The 22,923-nt window shown below is 69.6% G+C and carries 18 protein-coding genes; 4 read left to right on the top strand and 14 right to left on the bottom strand.

From position 1 onward, the window contains the following. Positions 1-47 precede the first annotated feature (47 nt). From MEU52_RS18140 to metC, 3 genes are read right to left on the bottom strand one after another with little or no spacing between them, the layout of a single operon-like run. Positions 48-2,303: a molybdopterin-dependent oxidoreductase gene (locus MEU52_RS18140; protein ID WP_238123715.1), complete on the bottom strand. Its 2,256-nt coding sequence runs from the start codon at positions 2,301-2,303 to the stop codon at positions 48-50. Positions 2,304-2,307: 4 nt separating this feature from the next. Next, positions 2,308-3,327 (bottom strand): M14 family metallopeptidase, encoded by a 1,020-nt coding sequence (locus MEU52_RS18135; protein WP_238123714.1) that lies wholly within the window; start codon positions 3,325-3,327, stop codon positions 2,308-2,310. Positions 3,328-3,367: 40 nt separating this feature from the next. Further along, entirely contained in the window at positions 3,368-4,549 is a 1,182-nt protein-coding gene (gene metC, locus MEU52_RS18130) for a cystathionine beta-lyase (protein WP_238123713.1), read from the bottom strand. A gap of 312 nt (positions 4,550-4,861) precedes the next feature. Between metC and MEU52_RS18125 the strand changes: the two genes are divergently transcribed. After that, a complete protein-coding gene (locus MEU52_RS18125) occupies positions 4,862-5,713 on the top strand; it encodes a LysR substrate-binding domain-containing protein (RefSeq protein WP_238123712.1) in 852 nt (283 codons plus the stop codon). A gap of 8 nt (positions 5,714-5,721) precedes the next feature. Here MEU52_RS18125 and MEU52_RS18120 read toward each other — a convergent pair whose 3' ends face one another. The 7 genes from MEU52_RS18120 to MEU52_RS18090 all read right to left on the bottom strand — a co-directional run bounded on the left by MEU52_RS18120 (position 5,722) and on the right by MEU52_RS18090 (position 12,688). Beyond that, the gene (locus tag MEU52_RS18120; RefSeq protein WP_238123711.1) at positions 5,722-6,444 is read right to left on the bottom strand and encodes a maleate cis-trans isomerase family protein; all 723 of its coding nucleotides are present in this window, start codon (positions 6,442-6,444) and stop codon (positions 5,722-5,724) included. 8 nt (positions 6,445-6,452) lie between these two features. Beyond that, a complete protein-coding gene (locus MEU52_RS18115) occupies positions 6,453-7,088 on the bottom strand; it encodes a glutathione S-transferase family protein (RefSeq protein ID WP_238123710.1) in 636 nt (211 codons plus the stop codon). A 57-nt stretch (positions 7,089-7,145) separates the two neighbouring features. Beyond that, positions 7,146-8,084, bottom strand: coding sequence for an ABC transporter ATP-binding protein (locus tag MEU52_RS18110; protein WP_238123709.1), 939 nt, complete (start codon positions 8,082-8,084; stop codon positions 7,146-7,148). Continuing rightward, positions 8,065-9,105 carry an ABC transporter ATP-binding protein gene (locus tag MEU52_RS18105; RefSeq protein WP_238123708.1) on the bottom strand — a complete coding sequence of 347 codons (1,041 nt, stop codon included), beginning with the start codon at positions 9,103-9,105 and terminating at the stop codon, positions 8,065-8,067. Before MEU52_RS18105 ends, MEU52_RS18110 begins: the two co-directional genes overlap by 20 nt. Then, a complete protein-coding gene (locus MEU52_RS18100) occupies positions 9,102-10,007 on the bottom strand; it encodes an ABC transporter permease (RefSeq protein ID WP_238123788.1) in 906 nt (301 codons plus the stop codon). Before MEU52_RS18100 ends, MEU52_RS18105 begins: the two co-directional genes overlap by 4 nt. Continuing rightward, positions 10,007-10,993 carry an ABC transporter permease gene (locus tag MEU52_RS18095; RefSeq protein ID WP_238123707.1) on the bottom strand — a complete coding sequence of 329 codons (987 nt, stop codon included), beginning with the start codon at positions 10,991-10,993 and terminating at the stop codon, positions 10,007-10,009. Before MEU52_RS18095 ends, MEU52_RS18100 begins: the two co-directional genes overlap by 1 nt. A gap of 66 nt (positions 10,994-11,059) precedes the next feature. Continuing rightward, a complete protein-coding gene (locus MEU52_RS18090; RefSeq protein WP_238123706.1) occupies positions 11,060-12,688 on the bottom strand; it encodes an ABC transporter substrate-binding protein in 1,629 nt (542 codons plus the stop codon). A 538-nt stretch (positions 12,689-13,226) separates the two neighbouring features. On the opposite strand from MEU52_RS18090, the gene MEU52_RS18085 reads away from it, so the two are divergent. Together MEU52_RS18085 and MEU52_RS18080 are read left to right on the top strand one after the other, a co-directional pair. After that, positions 13,227-13,814 carry a cysteine dioxygenase family protein gene (locus MEU52_RS18085; RefSeq protein WP_238123705.1) on the top strand — a complete coding sequence of 196 codons (588 nt, stop codon included), beginning with the start codon at positions 13,227-13,229 and terminating at the stop codon, positions 13,812-13,814. Between the two features lie 13 nt (positions 13,815-13,827). After that, complete coding sequence (locus tag MEU52_RS18080; RefSeq protein ID WP_238123704.1) at positions 13,828-15,453, top strand: rhodanese-like domain-containing protein; 1,626 nt, start codon at positions 13,828-13,830, stop codon at positions 15,451-15,453. Between the two features lie 107 nt (positions 15,454-15,560). Here the strand turns inward: MEU52_RS18080 and MEU52_RS18075 are convergent, their stop codons facing one another. Then, complete coding sequence (locus MEU52_RS18075; RefSeq protein ID WP_238123703.1) at positions 15,561-16,979, bottom strand: mannose-1-phosphate guanylyltransferase/mannose-6-phosphate isomerase; 1,419 nt, start codon at positions 16,977-16,979, stop codon at positions 15,561-15,563. Positions 16,980-17,536: 557 nt separating this feature from the next. Here MEU52_RS18075 and MEU52_RS18070 point away from each other — a divergent pair. After that, positions 17,537-18,892 (top strand): MFS transporter, encoded by a 1,356-nt coding sequence (locus tag MEU52_RS18070; RefSeq protein WP_238123702.1) that lies wholly within the window; start codon positions 17,537-17,539, stop codon positions 18,890-18,892. Between the two features lie 79 nt (positions 18,893-18,971). Here MEU52_RS18070 and MEU52_RS18065 read toward each other — a convergent pair whose 3' ends face one another. From MEU52_RS18065 to MEU52_RS18055, 3 genes are all read right to left on the bottom strand, one after another. Next, the gene (locus MEU52_RS18065) at positions 18,972-19,556 is read right to left on the bottom strand and encodes a lytic transglycosylase domain-containing protein (RefSeq protein WP_443267577.1); all 585 of its coding nucleotides are present in this window, start codon (positions 19,554-19,556) and stop codon (positions 18,972-18,974) included. Then, complete coding sequence (locus MEU52_RS18060) at positions 19,531-20,376, bottom strand: flagellar hook-length control protein FliK (protein WP_238123701.1); 846 nt, start codon at positions 20,374-20,376, stop codon at positions 19,531-19,533. The genes MEU52_RS18065 and MEU52_RS18060 overlap by 26 nt, the downstream gene beginning before the upstream one ends. A 740-nt stretch (positions 20,377-21,116) precedes the next feature. Further along, the coding region (locus tag MEU52_RS18055) for a hypothetical protein (protein ID WP_238123700.1) at positions 21,117-22,923 on the bottom strand (1,807 nt) is incomplete at its 5' end.

The following is a 22,923-nucleotide window of genomic DNA, read 5'->3' as shown; positions in this document are numbered from 1 at the left end:
GTTGTCGCAGATTGTGTCGTGCCGGTCCGGCGGCGGGTGGCGCGGCCTCAGTCGACCGCGCCCACCTCCACCAGGCAGCTCATGGCGTTCGGGCCCTGGGTGAGGTGGGAGGTGCCGATGTCGCGGGTGAGCACATTGGCGGTGCCGGCCCGTTCCGGCCCGTTGCCGGAAAGGTCCGGGTCGAACCACGCTCCGGTGGCCATCAGCGCCACCCCCTGGCGCACCGCGGGGTCGACGCGCAGGCCGGCGAGCAGGGCGCCGCGGGCGTTGAACACCTTCACCACATCCCCAGCCTTGACGCCGCGGGCGGCGGCATCGCGCGGATGGAGGGTGAGTGCCTCGTGGCCCGCGACCTTGTTGGACTGGGGCAACGGGGCGAAATCCAGCTGGCTGTGCAGGCGATCCGCCGGCTGCACGCTGATGAGATGAAGGGGGAAGCGCTCCGCGCTTTCGGCGCCGAGCCATTCCGCCGGCGGCAGCCACGTCGGGTGGGGCGGGCAATCGGGCAGGCGCATGGCGGCGATGGTCTGGCTGAACAATTCCACCCGCCCGCTCGGCGTCTTCAAAGGGTGGGTTCCCGGGTCGGCGCGGAAATCGGCGAACAGCACGAAGTCTTCCGCCGGCTCCGGCAGTTCCACGAAGCCCTGCTCCCAGAACGTCTCAAAATCGGGAAACTCGATGCCGCCCTTGGCATTGCCGGCGGCGCAGCGGGCATAGATGTCGCGCAGCCAGCCGGCTTCGTCCTTGCCTTCCGTAAAGGCTTCGGCATGGCCGAGCCGCTCGGCGAGGTCGCGGAAAATGTCGAAATCGGCCCGGGCGGCATGCTGGGGCGCCACCGCCTGGTGCATGGCCACCACATAGCGGTCGCGGGAGGAGCCGCCGATGTCGTTGCGTTCCAGGGTGGTGGTCACCGGCAGCACGATGTCGGCGAGGCGGGCGGTGGGGGTCCACCAGATCTCGTTGACGACGATGGTCTGCGGCCGCCGCCAGGCTTCCAGCAGCCGGTTGAGCTGCTGGTGGTGGTGGAAGGGATTGCCGCCGGCCCAATGGATGAAGCGCACATCCGGATAGGTCTGCTGCCGGCCGTCGAAATCATAGGCGCTGCCGGGGTGGAGCAGCATGTCGGTGAGGCGGGCGCAGGGAATGGCGGCGCCGAGCGGATTGCGGCCCACCGCCATCTCCGGCCCGGGCGTCGCCGGGCGCGGGTTGCCCACCCCGTTCATGGAACCATGGCCGAAGCCGAAGCCGCCGCCCGGCAGGCCGATCTGCCCCAGCAGCGCGGCCAGGGCGATGGCCATCCAATAGGGCTGCTCGCCATGCTGGGCCCGCTGCACGGCGAACGAGCAGGTGATGTAGCTGCGCCGGCCCACCAGGCGCTGGGCGAGGCCGGAGATGGCCGCCGCCGGCAGGCCGCAGATGGCCTCCGCCCATTCGGGCGATTTGGCGACGCCGTCGCTCTCGCCGCGCACATAGGCCTTGAGCGCCTCCGCCCCCACCGTGTGGCTGGCGAGGAAGGCCTCGTCGGCGCCGTCGAGGCGCAGGATCTCAAAGGCCAGCGCCAGCATCAGCGCCGCATCCGTATTGGGGCGGATGGGCAGCCATTCGGCATTGAGGAAGGCGGGGCAGTCGTCGCGGGTGGGGGAGATGTTCACCACCGGAATGCCACGTTCCGCCAGTCGCCGTAGCCAGGCTTCCTGGGTGTGTTGGGCGGCGCCGCCGGAGGACACCTGGCCATTCTTGAGGGCGAGGCCGCCGAAGGCGAGGAAGATCTCGGTGTGGGCGAGAATGGACGGCCAGGCGGTGACCCGGCCGGTGAGCGGCTGATAGGTGCCGATCACATAGGGCAGCAGGAATTGCGCCGTGCCCCAGCTGTAATTGCCCACCTGATCCACGGCGCCGCCGCCGGAGAAATAGAACCGGCGGATCAGCGAGCGGGCATGGTGGAAGCGGCCGGCGGACGACCAGCCGTAGGAGCCGGCGAACAGGCCCTCGCGGCCGTGCTCCGCCTCCACCCGGCGGATCTCGCCGGCGACGAGGTCGAGGGCTTCGTCCCACTCCACCTCTACCATCTTTTCCCGGCCGCGCCCGGCGCCGTCGGAGCGGTGCCGGTGCTTCAGCCAGCCCTCGCGCACCATGGGGCGGCGGATGCGCTGCTCGGAATAGACCGAGGGGACGATGGAGCCCAGCATAAGCGAGGGGTTGGGATCGCCCGGGAAGGGCTCGCACCCCACCAGGACGCCGTCTTCCACCACGGCGGTGAAGGCGCCCCAATGGGCGAGATGGGGGAAGCGCTCCACCGCCATGGGCTTAGACCTCAACCATGGACCAGGCCTCGGCGACGAACGCCACCCGATCGCCGAAATGCACCACCGGGTCGCGGCGCACGCCGATCATCAGCGCGTCGAACGGCAGGGTCACGCGCTCGCGCACCTCGCCGTGGAGGTCCATCACCTCGCCGATGGGGGCGCCGGCGGGCACGATGGTCTGCGGCTTGGCCATGGCGCGGAAGATGCCGCCCTCGGCGCAGGTGACGTGCCGGCGCTTGGTGACCTGGCGCAGGCTGGCGGGGGCGTCCACCGCACCGGCGATCAGGCCGAGCCGCTGGGCGAGCCCGGTGAAGCCGGTGATGCCCTGGGCCACATGCTCGGTTACGAGTCGACCGCCGCCGCCGAGCTCGATCATGAAGGCGATCTGGCCGCGGTCGAGGCACTGGTAATCGAGCGCCCCGGCGAGGTTGCCGGGCAGTTCGCCGGTGCCGCCGGCGACACTCATGCGGCAGGCCACCGCCGGGGCGAACGGGGCCACCAGCCGCAGCAGCTCCGCCTCGCTGGCGCGGCCGTTGGGATGCACCTTGTAGACCGCATAGGGGTCGGCATCGAAGGTGGTGCCCATGGTGTGGAGGTTCACCACCACGTCGGCCACCGCGCTCGCCTCGAAGAACACCTTGGCCATGCGCTCGGAGCTCAAGCCCACGGCGGAGCCGGGGAACGACTGGTCGAGGTCGATATCGTCCTGTGGCGCTTTCTTGCGCCGGCCGTCGAAGGCCAGAGGATTGGCGGTGGAGGACACCACCACGCTGCCCGACAGGCCGGCGCGGTCGAGGCCGCGGGCGAAATCGAGGGCGGCGACGATGCCGTTGATCTCGTCGCCATGGACCTGGCCGTTCAGCCACAGGCACGGGCCCGGCTTGGCGCCCTTGGCGATCACATAGGGGATCTCCACCGGGGCGCCGGAGGCGAGGCGCCCCACATAGAGCGCGCCGGTGGCGAGGGCGCCGGGGGTGACGGCAGCGAGGATCTCGCCGAACGGGGTCGCGGTATCGGACATGGACCTACCTTGGACCGAGCTTGGGATGTGATGGAAGGGGTCAGCCGGCGGCTGGCGCGGAAACGGCCGTTCTTTCCACCGCGGCGGCGGCGGCCAGGGCCTGGGCGAGATCGGCGATGAGGTCCTCGGGATCCTCCAGGCCGATGTGCAGGCGCACCAGCGTTCCGGTGACCGGGAACGGCCGGGCGACGCGGGTGAAGCGGGCGGGGATGACGAGGCTTTCGTAGCCGCCCCAGCTGGCGCCGATGCCGAACAGTTCGAGGCTGTCCACGAAGGCGGCCAGCGCCTCCGGGCTGCGCACGTCCAGCTCCACCCCGAACAGGCCGGAGGCACCGGTGAAATCGCGCGCCCACAGGGCATGGCCGGGATCGTCCGGGCGGGCGGGGTGCAGCACCTTGAGCACGCCGGGCTGGCCGGCCAGCCAGTCGGCGACCGTGAGCGCGCTCTGCTGCTGGTGGCGCAGGCGCACGCTCAGGGTGCGCAGGCCGCGCAGCACCAGATAGCAATCGTCCGGGCTGGTGGAGAAGCCGAGATCGGCCACCACGTTGCGCACCGGCCGCCACCATTTCTCGGTGGTGGCGATGGTGCCCATCATCACGTCCGAATGGCCGGACAGATATTTGGTGGCGGCCTGGATGGAGATGTCGACCCCATGGGCGAGGGCATCGAAGAACAGCGGGCTCGCCCAGGTGTTGTCGAGCAGCACCGGAATGTCGCGGGCGTGGGCGGCGGCGACGATGGCCGGGATGTCCTGCACCTCGAAGGTGAGGGAGCCGGGGCTCTCGCAGAAGATGGCGCGGGTGTTGGGCTGGATGAGATCGGCGATGGCGGCGCCGACGAGCGGGTCATAATAGGTGGTGGTCACGCCGCTGCGGGCGAGTAGGCCGTCGCAGAAGGCGCGGGTGGGGCCATAGACCGTATCCACCATCAGCAGGTGGTCGCCGGCCTTGAGCACGGCGGTGAGCGCGGCAGTGATGGCGGCGAGGCCCGACGGCACGATGATGGCGCGGTGGCAGCCTTCCAGCGCGGTGAGCGCCTTTTCAAGGGCGAACAGGGTCTCCGTGCCGTGGATGCCATAGCGCAGCCCGGCGAAGCGGTCGGCGCGCAAAGCGTCGTAGCTGGCGAGATCCTCGAACAGGATGGTCGAGGCCCGCGACACGGCCGGATTCACCGGGCCGGTGGCGGCCCGTCCGCCGTGCACGAGAAGGGTGTCTTTCTTCACCGCCGCATCTCCTCCGCCCGCAGGCGGTTCAGCAGGACCACCCACGCGCCGTCGTCGGACGCTGCGTGAATGATCATATCGCGCTAATGGGTTGGGGCGTGCGAGCCGAACGGGCAGGGCGCGGCCGCAGCCGTGGCGCGGTCGGGAACCATCCGTGCAACGCGCAGCATTACACCGCATGGCGCAGTTGATCGCGGCCATGGTTACGCGCGCGGGGGACGTGCCACAATTTAAAAGTCGTGACGCCATTCATAAGACTGTCTAATTTAAAGCCGCTCGCCGCGCCCCGCGTCATCGTCCCTACGGAACCCCATGCGGAACCTCGACCTCGATCTGCTGCGCACCTTCGTCGCCATTGCCGATGCGGAATCCTTCGCCGCCGCCGCCATGCGCATCCACCGCACCCAATCGGCGGTGAGCCAGCAGATGCAGCGGCTGGAGGGGCAGGTGGGCAAGTCGCTGATGGTGAAGCAGGGCCGCACCAAGCGGCTCACGGAGGACGGCATCAAGCTGCTCGACTACGCCCGCCGCATCATCGCGCTCAATGACGAGGCCAACATCGCCCTGGCGGCGGGGCCGGGGCAGGCGGATGTGGTGCGGCTCGGCGCCAACCACGACATGGCGGACAACATTCTGCCCATGATGCTCTCGCGCATCGCCAAGGCCCATCCCAACGTGCTGCTGGAGATCCGCACCGGCCGCAGCCCGTTCCTGATGGAGGAATTGCGCAAGGGCGAGCTCGATCTCGCCATCACCACCCGGCTGGATTCGGAGCGGCCGCGCATCATGCTGCGCACCTCGCCCACCGTGTGGCTGTGCGCGGCGGATTACCCCTATGAGCGGCGCAAGCCGCTGCCGCTGATCGTTTCCAACGAGCCGAGCCTGTTCCGGGCGCTGGCCATCGAGGGGCTGGAGCGGGCCCATCTGCCCTGGCGCATCGCCTATCTCAGCCTCAACCTCGGCGCCATCCGCGCCGCCGTGCGGGCCGGGCTCGGCGTCACCGCCCGCAATATCGAGATGCTCACCCCGGACCTGCGGGTGCTGGGGGAGGCCGATGGCCTGCCGCGCCTGCCCGACGTGACCTTCCACCTCTACATGCGCGACGAAGGGGTCTCGGACGCCGTGAAGCGGGTGTTCGAGACCTTCCGCGGCATGGCCTTCTGAGCGCGCGCTCAGGGCAGGCGGAACAGCCGGCCCGGCGCCTCCGGCGCGGCAATGCCGATGGTGCGCAGGGCCGCCCATAAGGTGGTCTGGTTGGAGGAGATGACCGGAACTCCCAGTTCCCGTTCCAACCCCTCGATCTCGCACATGGTGAGAAGATTGGTGCAGCTCAGGAACAGGGCGTCGGCGCCGGCGATGTCGGCGCTTCGGGCGCGGGCGAGATCCGCCACCTGGCCGGAGGTGAGGGCGCGGATGTCCGCCGATTGGGCGCAGCGGAAGCTGTCCACGCCCACCACCTCGAAGCCGTGGTGCACGAGAAAGCCCACCTCGTCTTCGTTCACCGCATCCGGATAGGGGGTGATCATGAACACCCGCCGGGCGTTGAGGGCGTGGAGGGCGGCGATCACCGCCTGGGAGGTGGTGAGGGCGGGAATGCCGGTGAGGGCGGTGATGTCCGCCGCCACCGCGCCTTCCGCCCCCGGCCCGCCGAGGAACGAGCCGGAGGTGCAGGCATAGGCGATCACCTCCGGCCGGGCAAAGGCGAGGTCCCGCGCCGCCCGCTCCACCGAGGCGTTCATGGCGAGCAGGTCGTCGCGGGCCACGGCGGTGGAGGCCCGGGACAGGCGATTGTGGTTCATCACCACGCCTTCGGGCAGATAGCGGGGCCACTCGCGCTCCACCGCTACATTGGCGGGGGGCGCGAGCACGCCGATGCGGCGGACGTGATGATCCATGGCGACCTTCAGGTGAGGGGGCTGAACAACTGGGCCGCCGCCGGCCGCGCCTTCAGCCGCTCATACCAGGCGGCGAGGTGCGGCAGGGCGGGCCGGGTGAGGCCGGTGCCGTCCAGGGGCAGGTTGAACCAGCGATGGGCGACGGAGCCGAGGGCGATGTCGGCCACGGTGAAGGCGGGGCCGGTGAGGAAGGGGCGGCCATCGACGAGGCCGGCATCCACCACAGTGAGGTTCGCCGCCACCGTGCCGAAGCTGCGGGTGATGAGCTCCATGTCGCGGGCGGCAGGGGCGGTGCGCACCAGGCCCAGGAACATGGGCGAGAAGGCCGGGGCGATGGCACCGAGCTGGAGATCCATCCAACGCTCCACCTGGGCGCGGGCGGCGGGATCGGTGGGGATCAGCCGGTCGGCGCCGTAGCGGGCGGCGAGATAGCGGATGATGGTGTTGGATTCCCACAGCACCACGTCGCCATCCTCGATCACCGGCACGAGGCCGCGCGGATTGAGGGCGCGGAAGGCAGGGGTGTCCACCACGCCGAAAGTGCCGCCGGCGTCGATGCGCTCGCACAGCAGATCGAGCTCAAGGGCGCACCACAGCACCTTTTCCACATTGACCGAATTCTTGCGGCCCCAGATCTTCAGCATGCGGCTCTTCTCGTCTCGATGGCGTGGGGCGGGGCGCCGGAGCGGCGTCCCGAAACCTCACGCGAAGTGGCAGGCCACCTGCTGCCCGTTCGGCAGCGTGCGCAGCGCCGGCTCCTGCGCGGCGCAGGTGTCCTGGGCGATGGGGCAGCGCAGCCGGAACCGGCAGCCGGAGGGGATTTGCGCTGCGCTCGGCAGCTCCCCTTTCAGTGCCACGGCGGTCCGCTTCTTGTCGATGTCATAGGAGGGCACCGCCGCGATCAGCGCCTTGGTGTAGGGATGCAGCGGGTTCGACCACAAGGTGTCGTAGCTGCCGCTCTCCACGATCCGCCCGAGATACATCACCAGCACCCGGTCGGTGAAATAGCGCACCACCGACATGTCGTGGGAGATGAACAGGTAGGAGAGGCCGAGATCGCGCTTGAGATCCACCAGCAGGTTGAGGATCTGCGCCTGGATCGACACGTCGAGGGCCGACACCGGCTCGTCGCAGACGATCAGCTCCGGCGCCAGGATCAGCGCCCGGGCGATGCCGATGCGCTGGCGCTGGCCGCCGGAGAATTCGTGCGGATAGCGGGCCAGCGCCGTGCGGGGCAGGCCCACCTTGTCCATGATGGTGTTGATGCGGCTCTCGCGTTCCACCGCATCGGTGATGCCGTGCACCTTCAGCGGGGTATCCAGCAGGGTTCGCACCGTCTGCCGCGGATTGAGCGAGGCGAACGGATCCTGGAAGATCATCTGCATGCGCCGGCGGAACGGGATCAGCGCCCGCCCGTCCAGCGGCGCGATGTCGGTGTCGCCCAGGCGGATGGCCCCGCCCGAGGACGGCACCAGCCGCAGCACCGTCTTGCCGAGGGAGGACTTGCCACAGCCGGATTCCCCCACCAGGCCCACGGTCTCGCCCTTGGCCACGGTGAAGGAGACGCCATCCACCGCCTTCAGCCGCCGGCCGTGGGAGGTGTAGCTGGTTTCGAGATTCTCAACGGCCAGCAGCGACACGGTCGGCCTCCTTGGATGGCTGGGTGACCACCGGGCAGGCCACCTGCCGGCCCTCGAACGGGCGCAGCGGCGGCGGCGCGATGCGGCAATCGGCGGTGGCGAGGGCGCAGCGCGGGGCGAAATTGCAGCCGGGCTCGTGCAGCGCCGAGGCCACCGTGCCGGGAATTTCGGTGAGCCGCTGGCTGGTGTAGTGGCCGCCCCCTTCCAGGCGCAGGGTGGAACCCATGAGGCCGCGGGAATAGGGGTGAGCCGGGTTCTCGAACAAGGCGTGGGCGCCGGCCTTCTCGACGATGTTGCCGGCATACATCACCGCCACCCGGTCGGCCCATTGGGCCACCACGCCGAGATCGTGGGTGATGAGCAGCAGCGCCATGTCCAGCTGCCGGCGCAGGCTGTCGAGCAGCTCCAGCACTTCCGACTGCAGGGTCACATCGAGGGCGGTGGTGGGCTCGTCGGCGATCAGCAGCTGCGGGTTGCAGGCCACCGCCATGGCGATCATCACCCGCTGGCGCATGCCGCCGGACATGTTGTGGGGATAATCGTCATAGCGCCGGGCGGGATCGGGAATGCGCACCAGGTCGAGCAGTTCCACCGTGCGGGCGCGGGCCTGGGCGCGGGTGAGCTTCTCGTGGCGCATCAGGTTCTCGGCGATCTGGTCGCCGATGGTGAGCACCGGGTTCAGCGAGGTCATGGGCTCCTGCAGGATGAGGCCCATGCGCTTGCCGCGCAGATCGCGCAGGGTGCGCTCGTTCGCCTGCACCAGGTCGATGCCGTCGAAGGTGACGGCGCCGGCGATGCGGGCGCCGGGTGGCAAGAGGCGCATCACCGCGAGCGAGGTGGCGGACTTGCCGCAGCCGGATTCCCCCACCAGGGCAAGGGTTTCGCCCCGGTCAATGTGGAAGGAGATGCCGCGCACCGCCAGATGGCCGGGAAAGGCCACGCACAGGTCGCGCACATCGAGCAGGCGATTGCCGGCGTGGGGCTCGGAACGGGCGGGCGCGGATGAAGCGGGCGCGGTCATCGCTGGCGCATCCTCGGGTTGAAGATCTCGTTGAGCCCGTCGCCGATCAGGTTCAGGGCGAGCACGGTGAGGGCGGTGGCGATGCCCGGCAGAGCGGTGAGGTACCACGCGGTGCGCAGCATCTCGCGGCCGCCGCCGATCATGGAGCCCCAGGAGACCAGGTTGGGATCGCCCATGTTGAGGAAGGAGAGGCCGGTTTCCGTGAGGATGGCGCCGGCCACCATCACCGAGGCGGTCACCACCACCGGCGGCAGCGCGTTCGGCAGGATTTCCATGAAGATGATGCGGGTGTTGGAATAGCCGAGGCTGCGCGCCGCCATCACGAAATCCTGCTGGCGCAGGCTGCGGAACTGGGCCCGCACCAGCCGGGCGATGGTGGGCCAGGAGGCGATGCCGATGGCCAGCGCCATCACCGGCAGCGAGGGCTCGCCGATGGCGACGATGACGATCACCAGAAGGAAGGTGGGCACCGTCTGGAACAGCTCGGTGAGCCGCGCCAGGGCATTGTCGATGAGGCCGCCGAAGAAGCCGCCGATGGCGCCCACCAGGGTGCCGATGAGAAGGCCGATGGAGGCCGCCGAGAAGCCGATGATGAGCGACACCCGGGCGCCGTAGACCAGCCCTGCCGCCACGTCGCGGCCGAGGGAATCGGTGCCCAGCGGATATTCCATGTCCTGGAACGGCCACAGCAGCGGCGGGCCCACCATGTCCATGGGATCGCCGGGATAGAGGATGTCGGCGGTGAGGGCGAGGACGAACACCACCGTCAGGATGGCGAGGCCGACCACGAAGGTGGGATGATTGATGACGATGGCGCTCAGCCCGCGCCGCACCACCGGCGGCTTGAAGGGGACCGCCACGGCGGCGGGTGAGGCCAGGGAGGAGGAGGTTTCGCCGGACATCATTCGGCCTCGATGCGGGGGTCGAGCCAGGCGTGCAGCAGGTCGATGAGCACGTTGGCGAAGATCACCACGAAGGAAGACAGGAGCAGCACGCCGAGCAGCACCGAGAAGTCGCGGGCCATGACGGCATCGAGGGCGAGCCGGCCCATGCCGGGCCAGCCGAACACGGTCTCCACCACGATGGCGCCGCCCAGCATGTTGCCGAGGTGGAGCCCGGCCACGGTGGTGACCGGGATCAGCGCATTGCGCAGCACGTGGCGGATCTGGATGGTGAACGGGGTCAGGCCCTTGGCCTGGGCGGTGCGCACGAAGTCCTGCCGCTCCACCTCCAGCATGGCTGAGCGGGTGAGGCGGGCATAGACGGCGATGAAGAAGCAGGCGAGCGAGAAGCTCGGCAGCACCAGATGGGCCAGTTGGTCGCCCACCGCATCCCAGAAGCCGAGGTTCGCGCCGATGGTGATGGCGCCGCCCGAGGGCAGCCAGCCCAGGTGCACGGAGAACAGCACGATCATCATCAGGCCGACCCAGAATCCGGGCGCCGAATAGAGCACCAGCACCACCAGCGACATGGCCCGGTCCGGCCAGCGGCGGGCGAAGGCGGCCATCAGCGCGCCGCAGGCGATGCCCACCACCAGCGAGAGGGTGAAGGCACAGGCCATCAGCATCAGCGTATAGGGCAGCCGGGCCATGATGAGCTCGCCCACCGGCATGTTGTAGCGCGGCGAGAAGCCCAGGCTGAAATGCGCCAGGTGATTGAGATAGCTCAGGAGCTGGACCAGCACGGGCTGGTCGAGGCCGAACTGTTTGCGCAGCGCCGCCATGCTTTCCACGGTCGCGGAGCCGGATTCACCGGCGATCACGTCGGCGGCGTCGCCGGGAACCAGCTGCAGCAGCAGGAAATTGAGGATGACGATGCCGATCACGGTGGGCACCGCCTGGATCAGCGTGCGTCTGAGGCTTCTGCCGGTGCGGGAGAGCAGTCTCATGGGGCGGGGGTCCGATGGGCTGCGGCACCCGTGCGATGGGGGGATCGCACGGGTGCCGGCGCCGGGTTACTTGATCTCGACGTGCGCGAGGTTGCCCTCGACGCCATCGGCGGTGGTGACCAGGTCGTGGACCTTGGTGTTGTGCACGGTCAGGAATACCGGCTGCACCAGGTTGAGGTCGGGAATGTCGCGGCCGACGATCTCCTGGAACTTGCGGAACTGTTCCTTGCGCTTCACCGGATCATTCTCCACCGCGGCCTGCTCCAGTAGCTGGTCCACTTCCGGGTTGGAATAATGGGTGGAGTTGGAGAAGGGCACGCCCTTCACGAAGCTCTTCGACCAGTAGAGCCGCTGCACGCCCACGGTGGGATCGAACAGGTTGGAGGCGCCGTTCACCGTGAAATCGAAGTCGCGATCGGTATAGATGCGCTTGACGAAGGCGGAGATGTCCTGGGCCCGCAGGTCCACGGCGATGCCGATGCGCGACAGGCTGGCGCGGATGTATTCGGCGAGCCGGCGGCCTTCGGTGGTGATGGGGTTGTAGTCGAGGGTGACATGGAAGCGCGTCTTGCCCTCCTTGGGGGCATAGCCGGCTTCGTCCAGCAGCTTGTTGGCCGCCTTGATGTCATAGGTGTAGGGGCTTGGGGCCGGGTCGTGGAATGCCTTCAGCCCCGGGGCGATGGGCGACGAGGTGGGGATCGCCGCGCCATAATGGATGGTGTTGACGATCACCTTGCGGTCGAGCGCCCGGGCCACCGCCTCGCGGACCTTGTGGTCCTTGAAATAGGGGTTGTCGAGGTTGAACTCGAGCCGGGTGACGTTGGAGGAATAGGCCGCGCCCTTGGTCTCGAACTTGAGGTTCGGCAGCTTCTTGAGGCGCTCCAGGTCGGACAGGGCGACCGGCGTGCGATAGCCGAAATCCACGCCGCCGGATTCGAAGGCGATGGAGCGGGCGGCGGCATCGGGGATGAACTTCACCACCAACTGGTCGATCTTGGGGTCGGGCTTGCCCCAATAATCGTCGTTGCGCTCATAGGCGATGTAGTTGCCGCGCGACCATTCCTTGAACTTGAACGGGCCGGTGCCGATGGGGGCATTGCCGTTGGGGTTCGAGGCCGGATCGGTATTCTCGTAGATGTGCTTGGCGATGATCGGCGTCTCGGCGGCGGCGAAGGCCTTCAGAAGGTAAGGCGCCGGCTTCGACAGATGCAGCACCACCGTCTGCGGATCGGGGGTGTCGATGGAGGTGACGTTGGCGAAGGTGGTGCGGCCGCGCGGGTGCACCTTCTTCAAGAGGTTCAGAGAATAGGCGACGTCGTCGGCGGTGAACGGCTTGCCGTCGTGCCAGCGCACGCCGTCGCGCAGCTTGAAGGTATAGGTGAGGCCGTCGGGGCTCACCTCCCAGGCGATGGCCAGCTGCGGCTTGGGATTGAGGTTCTCGTCATATTCCAGCAGCCCCTCGGTGACCTTGGCGCTGACGCCGAGGGCGGTGGTGGCCACATTGGTGAGGGAGACCAGGGTCGGCGGCTCGGTGGCCATGACCATGGTGGCGGTCTCGGCGCGGGCCGTGCCGGAGAAGGCGGTGGTGGACAGGGCAGTGGCGCACAGGGCCAGCGCCGCCAGGGTCGTCTTCAGTCCCGTCTGTGTCCGGCTGCGGCCGGGCTGGCGCGCCTGCGCTCGAACCTCAATCGTCATCGTCGTGGACCCCTTCAATTCTGGAAGCTGGTGGACGCGGCGTCGCCTTCAGGTCTCTTGCTCGCTGCGTCCGGTCTCGTGGTGCTGGTTCCGTCGCGGTCTCGACTTGGTCCGCCGCGGTCTCGCCTCGGGTTGCGACTGCTGCGCGCCGAAGACCTTTCGGATTTGCTTATGGTTGGTCTCTCGCAATCCCAGGTTTCGGATGTCGCGGGCGACGATGAACACGCCGCCGGGTCGCGCGAAAGTGCTGAAACACAGCCCTTCCGATCATCACTTAAGCGCCCGCATGGCAGCGGCACAATTTAAAAGTCCGTGCCCAATTATGAAGACGATCTAATGAATTGACGGGAGTGGCGTCGCCTCTCCCCCGTCGGCCCCTGATTTTTCAGGCGGAAACGCGCCCGGCGCCGCCATGGACGCCAAATGCATTAGAGGCCCTAATGTTCCGGGTGGGGACAATTAAATTGTTGCTGAAATCGGCGTGGCGTAAGCGTCGTGAAGAGTTTGATTTCAACTTCTTTATCAGGGAGGGGGTCTCATGAGCCTCGCTGAGACGCGCGCCGAGGTCGTTTCCGGTGCCATTGAACGCATTAGGACTGCTGTTGTGAAGGGGCCGCTCGACCGCGCCATCGTCGCCGACATTCTGAAGGAAGTCCGCGGCCTGGCCGATCAGCGCGAGCTCTGGGGCAACGAGAGCTTTCCGTTGCCGGATGAAGAGGCCCGGCAGGCCCGCTATCTGATCCATGAGGATCCGGGCAAGACCCTGGTGCTCTATCTCAACGTGATGCTGCCGGGCCGGCGCATTCCGCCCCACAACCACACCACCTGGGCCTGCGTGGCGGGGATCGAGGGCGAGGAGCACAACTTCGTCTATCGCCGCCTCGACGACGGCTCGGTGCAAGGTCACGCGGAGCTGGAATTGTCGGATCTGGTGGTGGTCGGCCCCGATTCCGGCATCGGCCTGCTGCCCGACGACATCCACTCGGTGGAGATCCGCGGCGAGACGCCGATCCGGCATCTGCACATGTACGGGCGCGCCCTGGAGACGCTCACCGAGCGGCTCACCTTCGACCTCGAGGCGAAGACCTGCCGGCCCATGCCCATCGGCGTTCAGACCCGGCGTTGAGGGGGTCGTCATCATGAGTGATACGTCTATGGCCACATGGGCCCCGGAACTGCGCGTCGGCGCTCAGGAACTGAAGAGCTGGCTGCGCGATGGCGGCGAGATCGCCGTGCTCGACGTGCGCGAGCACGGCCGTTACGGTGAGGCGCACCTGTTCTTCGGCGTGACGGCGCCCTATAGCCGTCTGGAGCTGGATGCGCGCCGTCTGGTGCCGCGCCTGTCGACCCGGGTGGTGGTCTATGACGAGGGTGGCGCCGTCGGCAGCCAGCCGGCGGTGGCCGAGCGCGCCGCCCGCCGGCTGCGCGACATGGGCTATGGCGCGGTCTTCGTTCTCGACGGTGGCGCCGCCGGCTGGGCGGACGCCGGCTTCGGCCTGTTCGCCGGTGTGAATGTGCCGAGCAAGACCTTCGGCGAGCTGGCGGAACTGAGCTTCCACACGCCCCGTCTCTCGGCCCGCGATCTCGCGGCCAAGCTGGAGGCGCAGGCGGACCTGGTGGTGCTGGATGGCCGGCCGGTGGAAGAATATCGCAAGATGAGCATTCCCACCGCCACCTGCTGCCCCAACGGGGAGCTGGCGCTGCGGGCCGAACTGCTGGCGCCTGATCCCGCCACCACCATCGTCATCAATTGCGCCGGGCGCACCCGTTCCATCATCGGTGCGCAGAACCTCATCGACATGGGCATCGCCAATCCGGTGTTCGCCCTCGAGAACGGCACCCAGGGCTGGTATCTCGACGACCTGACCCTCGACCATGGCGCCGATCGGCTCTATCCGCCGCCGCCGCCTGAGGCCGCGCTGCCGGCCCTCCGGGCCCGCGCGCGGGCCTTTGCCGACCGCTGGGCCGTGCCGTTCGTCTGTGCGGCGGAGCTGGAGCGGTTCCGCGAGGACCACGACCGGACCACCTATCTGTTCGACGTGCGCACCCCCGAGGAGTACGCCGCCGGCAGCCTGCCGGGCGCGGTCAATGCGCCGGGTGGCCAACTGGTGCAGGCGACCGATCAATATGCCGCCACCCGCGGCGCCCGCATGGTGCTGTTCGACGGCGAGGGCGTGCGCGCGCCGGTGATTGCCGCCCGCATGCGGCAGATGGGCTGGGATGCCCAGGTGCTGGAAGAGGGCGTCGCCGCGCCCCTCGCGCCCGGTGCGGACAGCGCCCGAGACGTGGCGCCGGCGTTGGCCCTGCAGCCGTTGGAAGCGGTTTCGGTAGAGGCCCTGGCCGCCCTGCCGCCCGGTGCGCAGCTGGTGGACATCCGTGGCAGCATGGCCTATCGCGCCGGCCACCTCACCGGAGCGGTGTGGAGCCTCCGCCCGCTGCTGGTCACCCTGCCGCTGTCGAGCGGGGCGCCGGTGGTGCTGGTCGCCGAGCGCACCGAGCTGGCGCAACTCGCCGCCCGCGAGCTGCTGGAGCGGGGCTTCAGCGATGTGCGCGTTCACCTGGGCACGCCGGCCGCCTGGCGCGAGGCCGGGCTGGAGGTGGTGGCGACCCCCGACCTGCCGGCGGACGAGGCGTGCATCGACTTCCTGTTCTTCGTGCACGATCGCCACAGTGGCAACAAGGCCGCGGCCCGCCAGTATCTCGCCTGGGAGACCAATCTCCTGGCGCAGATCGACGGCGACGAGCGGGCCAGCTACCGCATCTGACGGTTGCCGCATTTGTAAACGGGGCTTGGCCCCGCGGCTGAAACGCCCGGTGCGCGGATCGCGCGCCGGGCGGTCGCGTTTTCAAGGGGCATGTGTCGGCTGGGGGCTTAGTCCCGGGCGTAGGCGTCCTCGATGCGGACGATGTCGTCCTCGCCGGTGTAGCTGCCCACCTGCACCTCGATCAGCTCCAGATCGATCTTGCCCGGATTGCGCAGCCGATGGGTGCAGCCGATGGGCAGGTAGATGGATTCGTTTTCGTGCAGGAAGGTCACCTGCCCATCCACGCTGGCCTCCGCGGTGCCTGACACCACCACCCAATGTTCGGCGCGGTGGAAGTGGCGCTGCAGGCTGAGCAGGCCGCCGGGCTTGACGTTGATGCGCTTCACCTGAAAGCGCGGGCCCATGTCGATGCGCTGATACCAGCCCCAGGGCCGGTACACGCGCAGGTGCTCGCGGGCCTCGCGCCGCTCCGCCTGTTTCAGGCTTTCCACCAGCCCTTTCACCTGGCCTGCCGCCGCCTTGCTGGCCACCAGCACCGCGTCGAGGGTGGTCACCACCACCACGTCGTCGAGGCCGATCACGGTGGTGAGAATGTCCTCGCTGCGCACCAGGGAGCCGCGGCTGTCGAGGGTGACCACATTGCCTTCGAGCACGTTGCCGTCGTCATCCTTCGCCTTCAGGGCGTGGATGGCGTCCCAGGCGCCCACGTCCGACCAGTCGAAGCGGGCGGTGAGCACGCCGGCATGGGTGGTGTGCTCCATCACCGCATAGTCGATGGAGATGCGCGGGATCTGGCTGAAACCATCGCCATCGAGGCGCAGGAAGTCGAGGTCCTCGCGGGCTCCGTCCAGGGCGGCGCGGGCGCCCGCCAGCACCGCCGGGGCCAGCGTGGCGAGCTCCTCGATCATGGCGCCGGCGGCGAACACGAAGTTGCCGCTGTTCCACAGGAAGCCCTGGGCGCAGTAGGCGGCGGCCGTCTCGGCGTCGGGCTTTTCCACGAACCGCTGGAGACGATAGGCGCCGGGCGCCGCCAGCGCCGCGCCGGGGGCGATATAGCCATAGGCGGTGGAAGGGTGGGTGGGGGCGATGCCCAGGGTCATGATGAGGCCCTCGGCGGCGATGCGTGCGGCAGCGGCGCAATCCTCGCGAAAGGCACCGGTATTCTGCACCGCGTGGTCGGCGGCCAGGCTCACGCACACGGCATCGGCATCGCGGCGCTGGGCGAGCAGGGCGCCGACGGCCACGGCGGCGGCGGAATCGCGTCGCTCGGGCTCCAGCACGATGTCGCCGGCGATGCCGATGGCCTGCATCTGTTCGGCGACGACGAAGCGGAACTCATGGTTGGTGACGACGATGGGCGCACCGAAGCGCGGGTCGCGGATCCGCAGGAGGGTGGCCTGGAAGGTGGAGAGGCCGTCATCGAGGATCTCGATGAACTGCTTCGGCATGGTTTCGCGCGACATGGGCCACAGGCGCGTTCCCGAGCCCCCGGCCATGATGATGGGCACGATCTCACTTCTGGCCATGTGACTTCTGCCCGGACCTTTTCATGTTGCGTCCACATCCTCCGGCCACCGGTGCCGCCGTCCCATCGCCGCCGTCCCAGCGGTGCGGGCGGACTCGCCGCACGGGCGCGGACAGGAGTGTTTCACCCCGCGATCCCTGTTGTTTGGTCGCTTTTGCCGGCAGGGTCAACCGCTCCGCGGCGCTGCGTCAGGTCGCCTGAGAGAGTGGCGCCGCCCGTCACGGAACGCCGAGACTGGCACCCATTGGAGCGCCGGCCGGCTCCCACGTGCGGTTGTGTCGCGTCGTCGCGATCGCGAGGGGCGTGTGGGGTGGCAGCTGTGCCCCCGGCGCAGGGGTGAAGGGCTGCCATGCGATGGAAGCAGAGCGGCTCCGCATCGCCTGTGTCGGCCTGTTCAACGCGGGCGCAATAATCTATCTGAATGGCCAATCAACCTGCGCCATGTGGCGTGTCTGCCCCCACCAGAGCGACCGAAAATTGCCGTATCTTCGGATCGGATGGCGCTCCGCCGGCCGACGCCCGCCGAGCACGGATCTTTTGAGTCCTGGAACCCACATCATGTCCTCGACAGCCACCTTTGAGACCGCGGCCGTGGCGCCGGCGGTCAATTCCCCCGCCCGGGTCATCCTCGCCAGCCTGATCGGCACCACCATCGAGTTCTACGACTTCTACGTCTATGCCACGGCGGCGGTGCTGGTGTTCCCGCATCTCTTCTTCCCGTCCGGCAACGAGACCACGGCGCTGCTGGCATCGTTCGCGGTGTTCGGCGCGGCCATGGTGGCGCGGCCGCTGGGCGCGGTGTTCTTCGGCCACCTGGGCGACAAGCGCGGCCGCAAGATCACCCTGGTGGGCGCCCTGCTCACCATGGGCATCGCCACCTTCCTCATCGGTTTCCTGCCCACCTATGAGACGGTGGGTTGGCTGGCGCCGGGCCTTCTGGTGGTCCTGCGCCTCGCCCAGGGTTTCGCCCTCGGCGGCGAGTGGAGCGGGGCGGCGCTGGTGGCCACCGAGAACGCGCCCGAGGGCAAGCGCGCCATCTACGGCACCTTCCCGCAGCTGGGCGCGCCCATCGGCTTCATCATTGCCAACGGCCTGTTCCTCGTCATCGCGGCGCTGATGCCCTCGAGCGATCCCTCGCGCCCATCCGATGCGTTCCTGGCCTGGGGCTGGCGGGTGCCGTTCCTGTTCTCGGCGGTGATGGTGATCGTCGGCCTGTGGGTGCGCATGAACCTGGTGGAGAGCGCCGTTTTCTCCAAGACCGTGGAGGACGGCCGGGTCCACAAGCTGCCGCTGGTGGCGGCGGTGCAGACTTATTGGCGCGAGCTGATCCTCGGCACCTTCTACATGCTCGCCACCTATGTGCTGTTCTACCTGATGACCACCTATTCCCTGAGCTATGGCCGCGCCGCCACCACCGCCGCGCTGCCCGGGCTCGGCTATGACTACCGCACCTTCGTGTTGATGATGATGGCGGGCGTGGTGTTCTTCGGCATCTTCACCCTCGCCTCGGGTCCCTGGGCCGATCGCTGGGGGCGCCGGCGCACCCTCATCTGGATCACCCTCGCCATCGCCCTCTTTGGCCTCACCTGGGTGCCCCTGCTGGCCGCCGGCAATGTGGGCGTGATGGCCTGGCTGATCATCGGTTTCACCCTGATGGGCATGACCTTCGGCCCCATGGGCGCGCTGCTGCCCGAGCTGTTCCCCGCCAACGTGCGCTATACCGGCTCGGGCATCGCCTACAACGTCTCCTCCATCCTCGGCGCGGCGGTGGCTCCGTTCATCGCGGTGGCGCTGTGGGCCTATGGCGCGGGCAGCCCGTTCTGGGTCGGCATCTACCTGACCGCCATGGCGGTGCTCACCCTCATCGCCCTGCTGCTGGGCAAGGAAACCCGCGACGTGGACATCACCGCCTGACGCAAGATCAGGGAAACGTCCAAAGCGAGCGAAAGGCCGGCGCGGGGAACCGCGCCGGCCTTTCGCTCGTTGGGAGCCGTTACTCCGCCGGCGCGTCGCAGAAGGCCTTGGCGGTGGGGGTCCACTGGCCGACGCCGGCCGCCACCAGATTTTTCATCACCCGGCACACATAGCGGTGCTGGCCGACGGTGTTCTTGGGGCCGGCATTGTAGCGGGCCACCGCCATGGTCCAGCTGCCCTCGCGCTTGCGCAGCTGCTGCAGGAAGCGCGCCGCCTGCTCCACGTTGAGGCGGGGGTCGAACATCTCCTCCAGCGTGTTGAACTCTTCCTTGTGCCAGTAATAATTCACCTGCATGCAGCCGATATCGATGAGGTTGACGCCCCGCCCATGGGCCTCGCGGAAGAGTTTCAGCGCGTCCGGAAGGTTGGAGGAGATGTAGTCCTTGCCCTCGATATAGAGGGTATAGGGCTGCAGCGAGCCCTTGTAGCCGCTCTCCGTGAGGCCGACCGCATAGAGGATCGGCAGGGGGATGTCGTATTTCTTCGCTGCGCGCGCCAGCTCGCGCTCGCAGATGTCCGTGGGGCCGCCGGCCGGGGCGGCGGCGAGCGGCGCCGCCATCATGACCAGCATGGGCAGGCTAAGGACGGCGCGCAGGGTCTTCATCGGCAGGATCCTGATGGGGTTGGTCCTGAGGCGGCGGATCGCGGGGGTCACGCCGACGTCCGTTGTCGTCCGGGCTCTGGTCGGCGGCACTCTGGTCGTTCGCGCGCGGTGGCTCGAAGCCAGGCGGCTCGAAGCGCGGTGGCTCCGGGACGAAGCCGGCCGTGCCAAAGCGGCCGAGGCTGGGGCCGGTCTCCAGTTGCAGGTCGTTGAGCTCCAGGCCCTGGTCGGCCATCAGGCGGGCGAGGTGACCCCGGTCCTGCTCCAGCATCCGGGCGGTTTCCGGCAGGCTGGCGCGGATGCGCACGTCGAGCCCGCCGGCGGTGAGCCGCAGGCGGATCACCACGCGGCCGAGGCTTTCCGGCGACAGCGCCATCTCCAGCACCCGCACCGGTCCGCGCATCTGAGCGCCATCGTTGGCATCCGCCGGCCGGCCGGCCTGCAGGCGTCGCGCTTCCTGGGTGATCGCCGCGCCCACCTGAGCGAGGCTGACCTGAGGCAGAGCGGGCGCCGGGGTCGCCCCCAGCCATGCCCCCATCGGGGCGGGTGACGCGGCGGTTGAGGTGGACGGCGGCTCGACGTCGGCGCGGGGGGCTGGCGTCGGGTGGCGCGGTTCGGGGGCGTCGATGGCGATGTCGGAGGTGTCCGGTCTGTCGCTGGTCGCCGGCTCCGGGATGGACACGCCGGCGGGGCGGCCCGGCGTCACCGGTGCGAAATGGGTCTCGCGATGGAGAACGGTGGCCCGGACTGCGGTGCCGGAGTGGCCCGTCGGTGCCTCCCCCGGCCGAGCTTCGGCGGAGGGGGAATGTGGCAGATCCGGCACGGCGAGCGCCGGCTCTGTCCGGGCCGCAGCGGGGCGCATGCCGGCCAGGGGCACCGCCAGGGACGCCGCCAGGGGCACAGTCAGCGCTGGCGGCGCCGCGCCGGGCACGGCGGTGGCGGATGCCGGCTCCTCGGACGGTTGAGGGTCTGGCGCACGATGCGGCCGCTGGGCGCGGCCGGCGCAGGAGGCGGACGGCGCGGGAGCCCCCTGCGATCCAAGGATTTGCGCGGGGGCCGGCGACGGGGAGGCCTGCGCGGGGGCTGCCGCCTGCTGCGTCCGTGTCGGCCGAGGCATGGCGTCCTTCGGGCCCGCGTTCCGCACGGGTGCCTCCGGTTCAGCCGCCGCCTGTCCATCCGGCGCCTGTCCATGCGGCGTCGGCACGCGCGCGTCCTGCGTTTTTGGCGCGCGCTCTGCGGCCTCCGGTCCATCCCCCGCCGGGGCTCCGCTCACCTCTCCCGGTGTCCCGGATGCGGGGGGGAGAGGGCACTGGGGATCGTCGTCGCCGCTGGCGCTGCGCCAGCGCGAGAGCAACTCTCCAAGGGCAGTTTCCGTGCTGCGGGGCGCGGTCCCGTCGGCGGGCGGTGTCACGGGGGCGGGCTGCTGCGGTGGCGCCGTGGCGGGGGTCCGGTCGAGGTCCGACATCAGGGCGGCGAAGGCGGTGTCGTGGGTCTGCGGGTCGATGGTGCGCGCCGGTCCCCCGGCATCGGCACGCGGGGAGGCGTGCGGGCAATCCGGGGTTTTCATCGCGGGGCATCCTTTAGCAAAGTATCGATCTTGCTCAGGGTGTCCTGAGCCTTCAGCACCACCGCCGAGGGTTTGGCCTCGGTACCGGCATCACCGGGCGGGGGGCCGGCGGCGGGTTCCGGTCGCGGCGCCGCGGCGATGCTGGCCCGCGCGGCCGGCACCGGAGGTTGATCGGCCTGCCGCACCAGGTCGGCGGCGGAGAGGGCGGCATCCATCAGCGCCACGTCGGACGGGTCGAGGCGATCGCGATCCACGGTGCGCAGGGCCTGGGTGGCGGCCTGGAACTGATCCACCGTCACCGCCTCGGCCGCGCCGAGATAGAGCTGCGCCCGCTCGGCGTCGCGGCTGGCCGGTGGGGCGAGCGTCAGCGCCCGTCGGGCGCTGCCCGCCGCCAGCCGGGTCTTGCCCTCCACCAGGGCGGCGCGCGCCACCAACAGGTAGACATCGCGCCGGCCGTCCTCCTCCATGGCGGCCAGCAACTGGTCGAGCCGCTCCAGGCCATCGGGCGCGGCGAGGAAGGCCATGCGGGTCAGGGCGCTGGCGAAGCGCTGCCGGAAGTTTCCGGCATAAGCGGAGTGCCGGAAGCGGAACAGATACTGGTCCGACAGGCGGGTGAAGCGCTCGGTGTCGTTGGCCTGGGCCGCCACCAGGATCTGCCGGCGCAACGCCGCCTCCTCCACCAGGGTGCCGGGCAGCAGCAGCCGCGAAAGATTCAGCAGCTGGGCCGCGCGCTGAGGATCCTTGCGCACCACCAGCGCCGCCTGCGCCAGGGCGATCTGGCCGCCGAGCGGATTGGGCAGCTTGCGGGCGTCCACCTCTCCCAGCTGGCCGAGGGCCGGTTCCTCGCGCCCCTCCACATAGAGCAGGGCGCCCAGCAGCAGCTTTTCGTCGATGGCCGGCTTCGGCTCGCGGGTGACGATGTCCCGCAGCACCGCCGGGGTGCCGCCGCTCAGCGCGTAGATCACCAGGGCGCGCGCATTGGCAGGGTCCTGCCACACGCCGGCATCGGCGCTGGCGAAGGCGCGGTCGATGTCGCGGATCAAGGTGCGCTGGGTGACGATGCCATCCACGTCGCCGCCGGCGATGCGGTCCTGCAGCCGCTGCAGCCGGCGCACCAGCTCCATCGGCGCCACCGCCCCGGCGGCCGAAGGGACGGCTGTTGCCGGATGCGGGTGCGCTTCTGGCGCAGCGGCGGGTGCATGATCATGGGCCTCGGCCGCCGGCGCGGACGATGGGGGCGCCTCGGCCGTGGCGGTTGGGGGTGTGCCCGGGGCGGCCTGCGGCTCGGCGACAGCCTCGGTCCGCGGTCCACCCGGGTCCGAGGGCAGGGTGTCCGTCTGGGTGACTGCCAGGTTGTCGGCCCGGGTGTCGGCTGGGGTGTCGGTCGGCGTATCGGCATGGGCTTCCGGTCCGGCGGCCACAGCTGCCGGCACCGGCGCCACGACCGGCGTGGTGATGCTGGTGCTGGCCACTGGCGCGGTGTTGGCAGGGGGCGCCGGAGAGGCGGCCGGTGGGGAGGCCAGGCGCGGCGGCTCCGCAGCGGTCGCGCTGGTGGGGCGCGACGGGCCGGGAGGGCGTGGGGGCGGCAGCGGCGCGGTGGGGCCGAGGGCCGCGCGCGCCGGCGTCGGGGTGTCGTCTCGGGCTGTGGCCGGGGGCGCCGGTTCGGTGGCCCGAGCGGTGGTCTGCGGCGGAATGGCGGGCCGCCGTGGCGGCAGCGGCACGGCAGCCGGCAGGCGCGGCGGCGCCGGCCGGGCCTGGGGCGCGGGGCGGGCCTGGGGCGCGGGGGCTGTCGTGGGGGGGGGG

Source organism: Xanthobacter sp. NM-25 (assembly GCF_022138605.1).
GTDB lineage: Bacteria > Pseudomonadota > Alphaproteobacteria > Rhizobiales > Xanthobacteraceae > Xanthobacter.
This window is presented reverse-complemented; position numbering and strand designations above follow the sequence as displayed.

What these genes read in the sequence shown, in the direction of transcription:
- MEU52_RS18105 (WP_238123708.1), bottom strand. Translation starts at nt 9,105, where the DNA reads ATGACCGCGCCCGCTTCATCCGCGCCCGCCCGTTCCGAGCCCCACGCC.
- MEU52_RS18100 (WP_238123788.1), bottom strand. Translation starts at nt 10,007, where the DNA reads ATGTCCGGCGAAACCTCCTCCTCCCTGGCCTCACCCGCCGCCGTGGCG.
- MEU52_RS18125 (WP_238123712.1), top strand. Translation starts at nt 4,862, where the DNA reads ATGCGGAACCTCGACCTCGATCTGCTGCGCACCTTCGTCGCCATTGCC.
- MEU52_RS18095 (WP_238123707.1), bottom strand. Translation starts at nt 10,993, where the DNA reads ATGAGACTGCTCTCCCGCACCGGCAGAAGCCTCAGACGCACGCTGATC.
- MEU52_RS18085 (WP_238123705.1), top strand. Translation starts at nt 13,227, where the DNA reads ATGAGCCTCGCTGAGACGCGCGCCGAGGTCGTTTCCGGTGCCATTGAA.
- MEU52_RS18075 (WP_238123703.1), bottom strand. Translation starts at nt 16,979, where the DNA reads ATGGCCAGAAGTGAGATCGTGCCCATCATCATGGCCGGGGGCTCGGGA.
- MEU52_RS18120 (WP_238123711.1), bottom strand. Translation starts at nt 6,444, where the DNA reads ATGGATCATCACGTCCGCCGCATCGGCGTGCTCGCGCCCCCCGCCAAT.
- MEU52_RS18135 (WP_238123714.1), bottom strand. Translation starts at nt 3,327, where the DNA reads ATGTCCGATACCGCGACCCCGTTCGGCGAGATCCTCGCTGCCGTCACC.
- MEU52_RS18070 (WP_238123702.1), top strand. Translation starts at nt 17,537, where the DNA reads ATGTCCTCGACAGCCACCTTTGAGACCGCGGCCGTGGCGCCGGCGGTC.
- MEU52_RS18115 (WP_238123710.1), bottom strand. Translation starts at nt 7,088, where the DNA reads ATGCTGAAGATCTGGGGCCGCAAGAATTCGGTCAATGTGGAAAAGGTG.
- MEU52_RS18065 (WP_443267577.1), bottom strand. Translation starts at nt 19,556, where the DNA reads ATGAAGACCCTGCGCGCCGTCCTTAGCCTGCCCATGCTGGTCATGATG.
- MEU52_RS18080 (WP_238123704.1), top strand. Translation starts at nt 13,828, where the DNA reads ATGAGTGATACGTCTATGGCCACATGGGCCCCGGAACTGCGCGTCGGC.
- MEU52_RS18090 (WP_238123706.1), bottom strand. Translation starts at nt 12,688, where the DNA reads ATGACGATTGAGGTTCGAGCGCAGGCGCGCCAGCCCGGCCGCAGCCGG.
- MEU52_RS18140 (WP_238123715.1), bottom strand. Translation starts at nt 2,303, where the DNA reads ATGGCGGTGGAGCGCTTCCCCCATCTCGCCCATTGGGGCGCCTTCACC.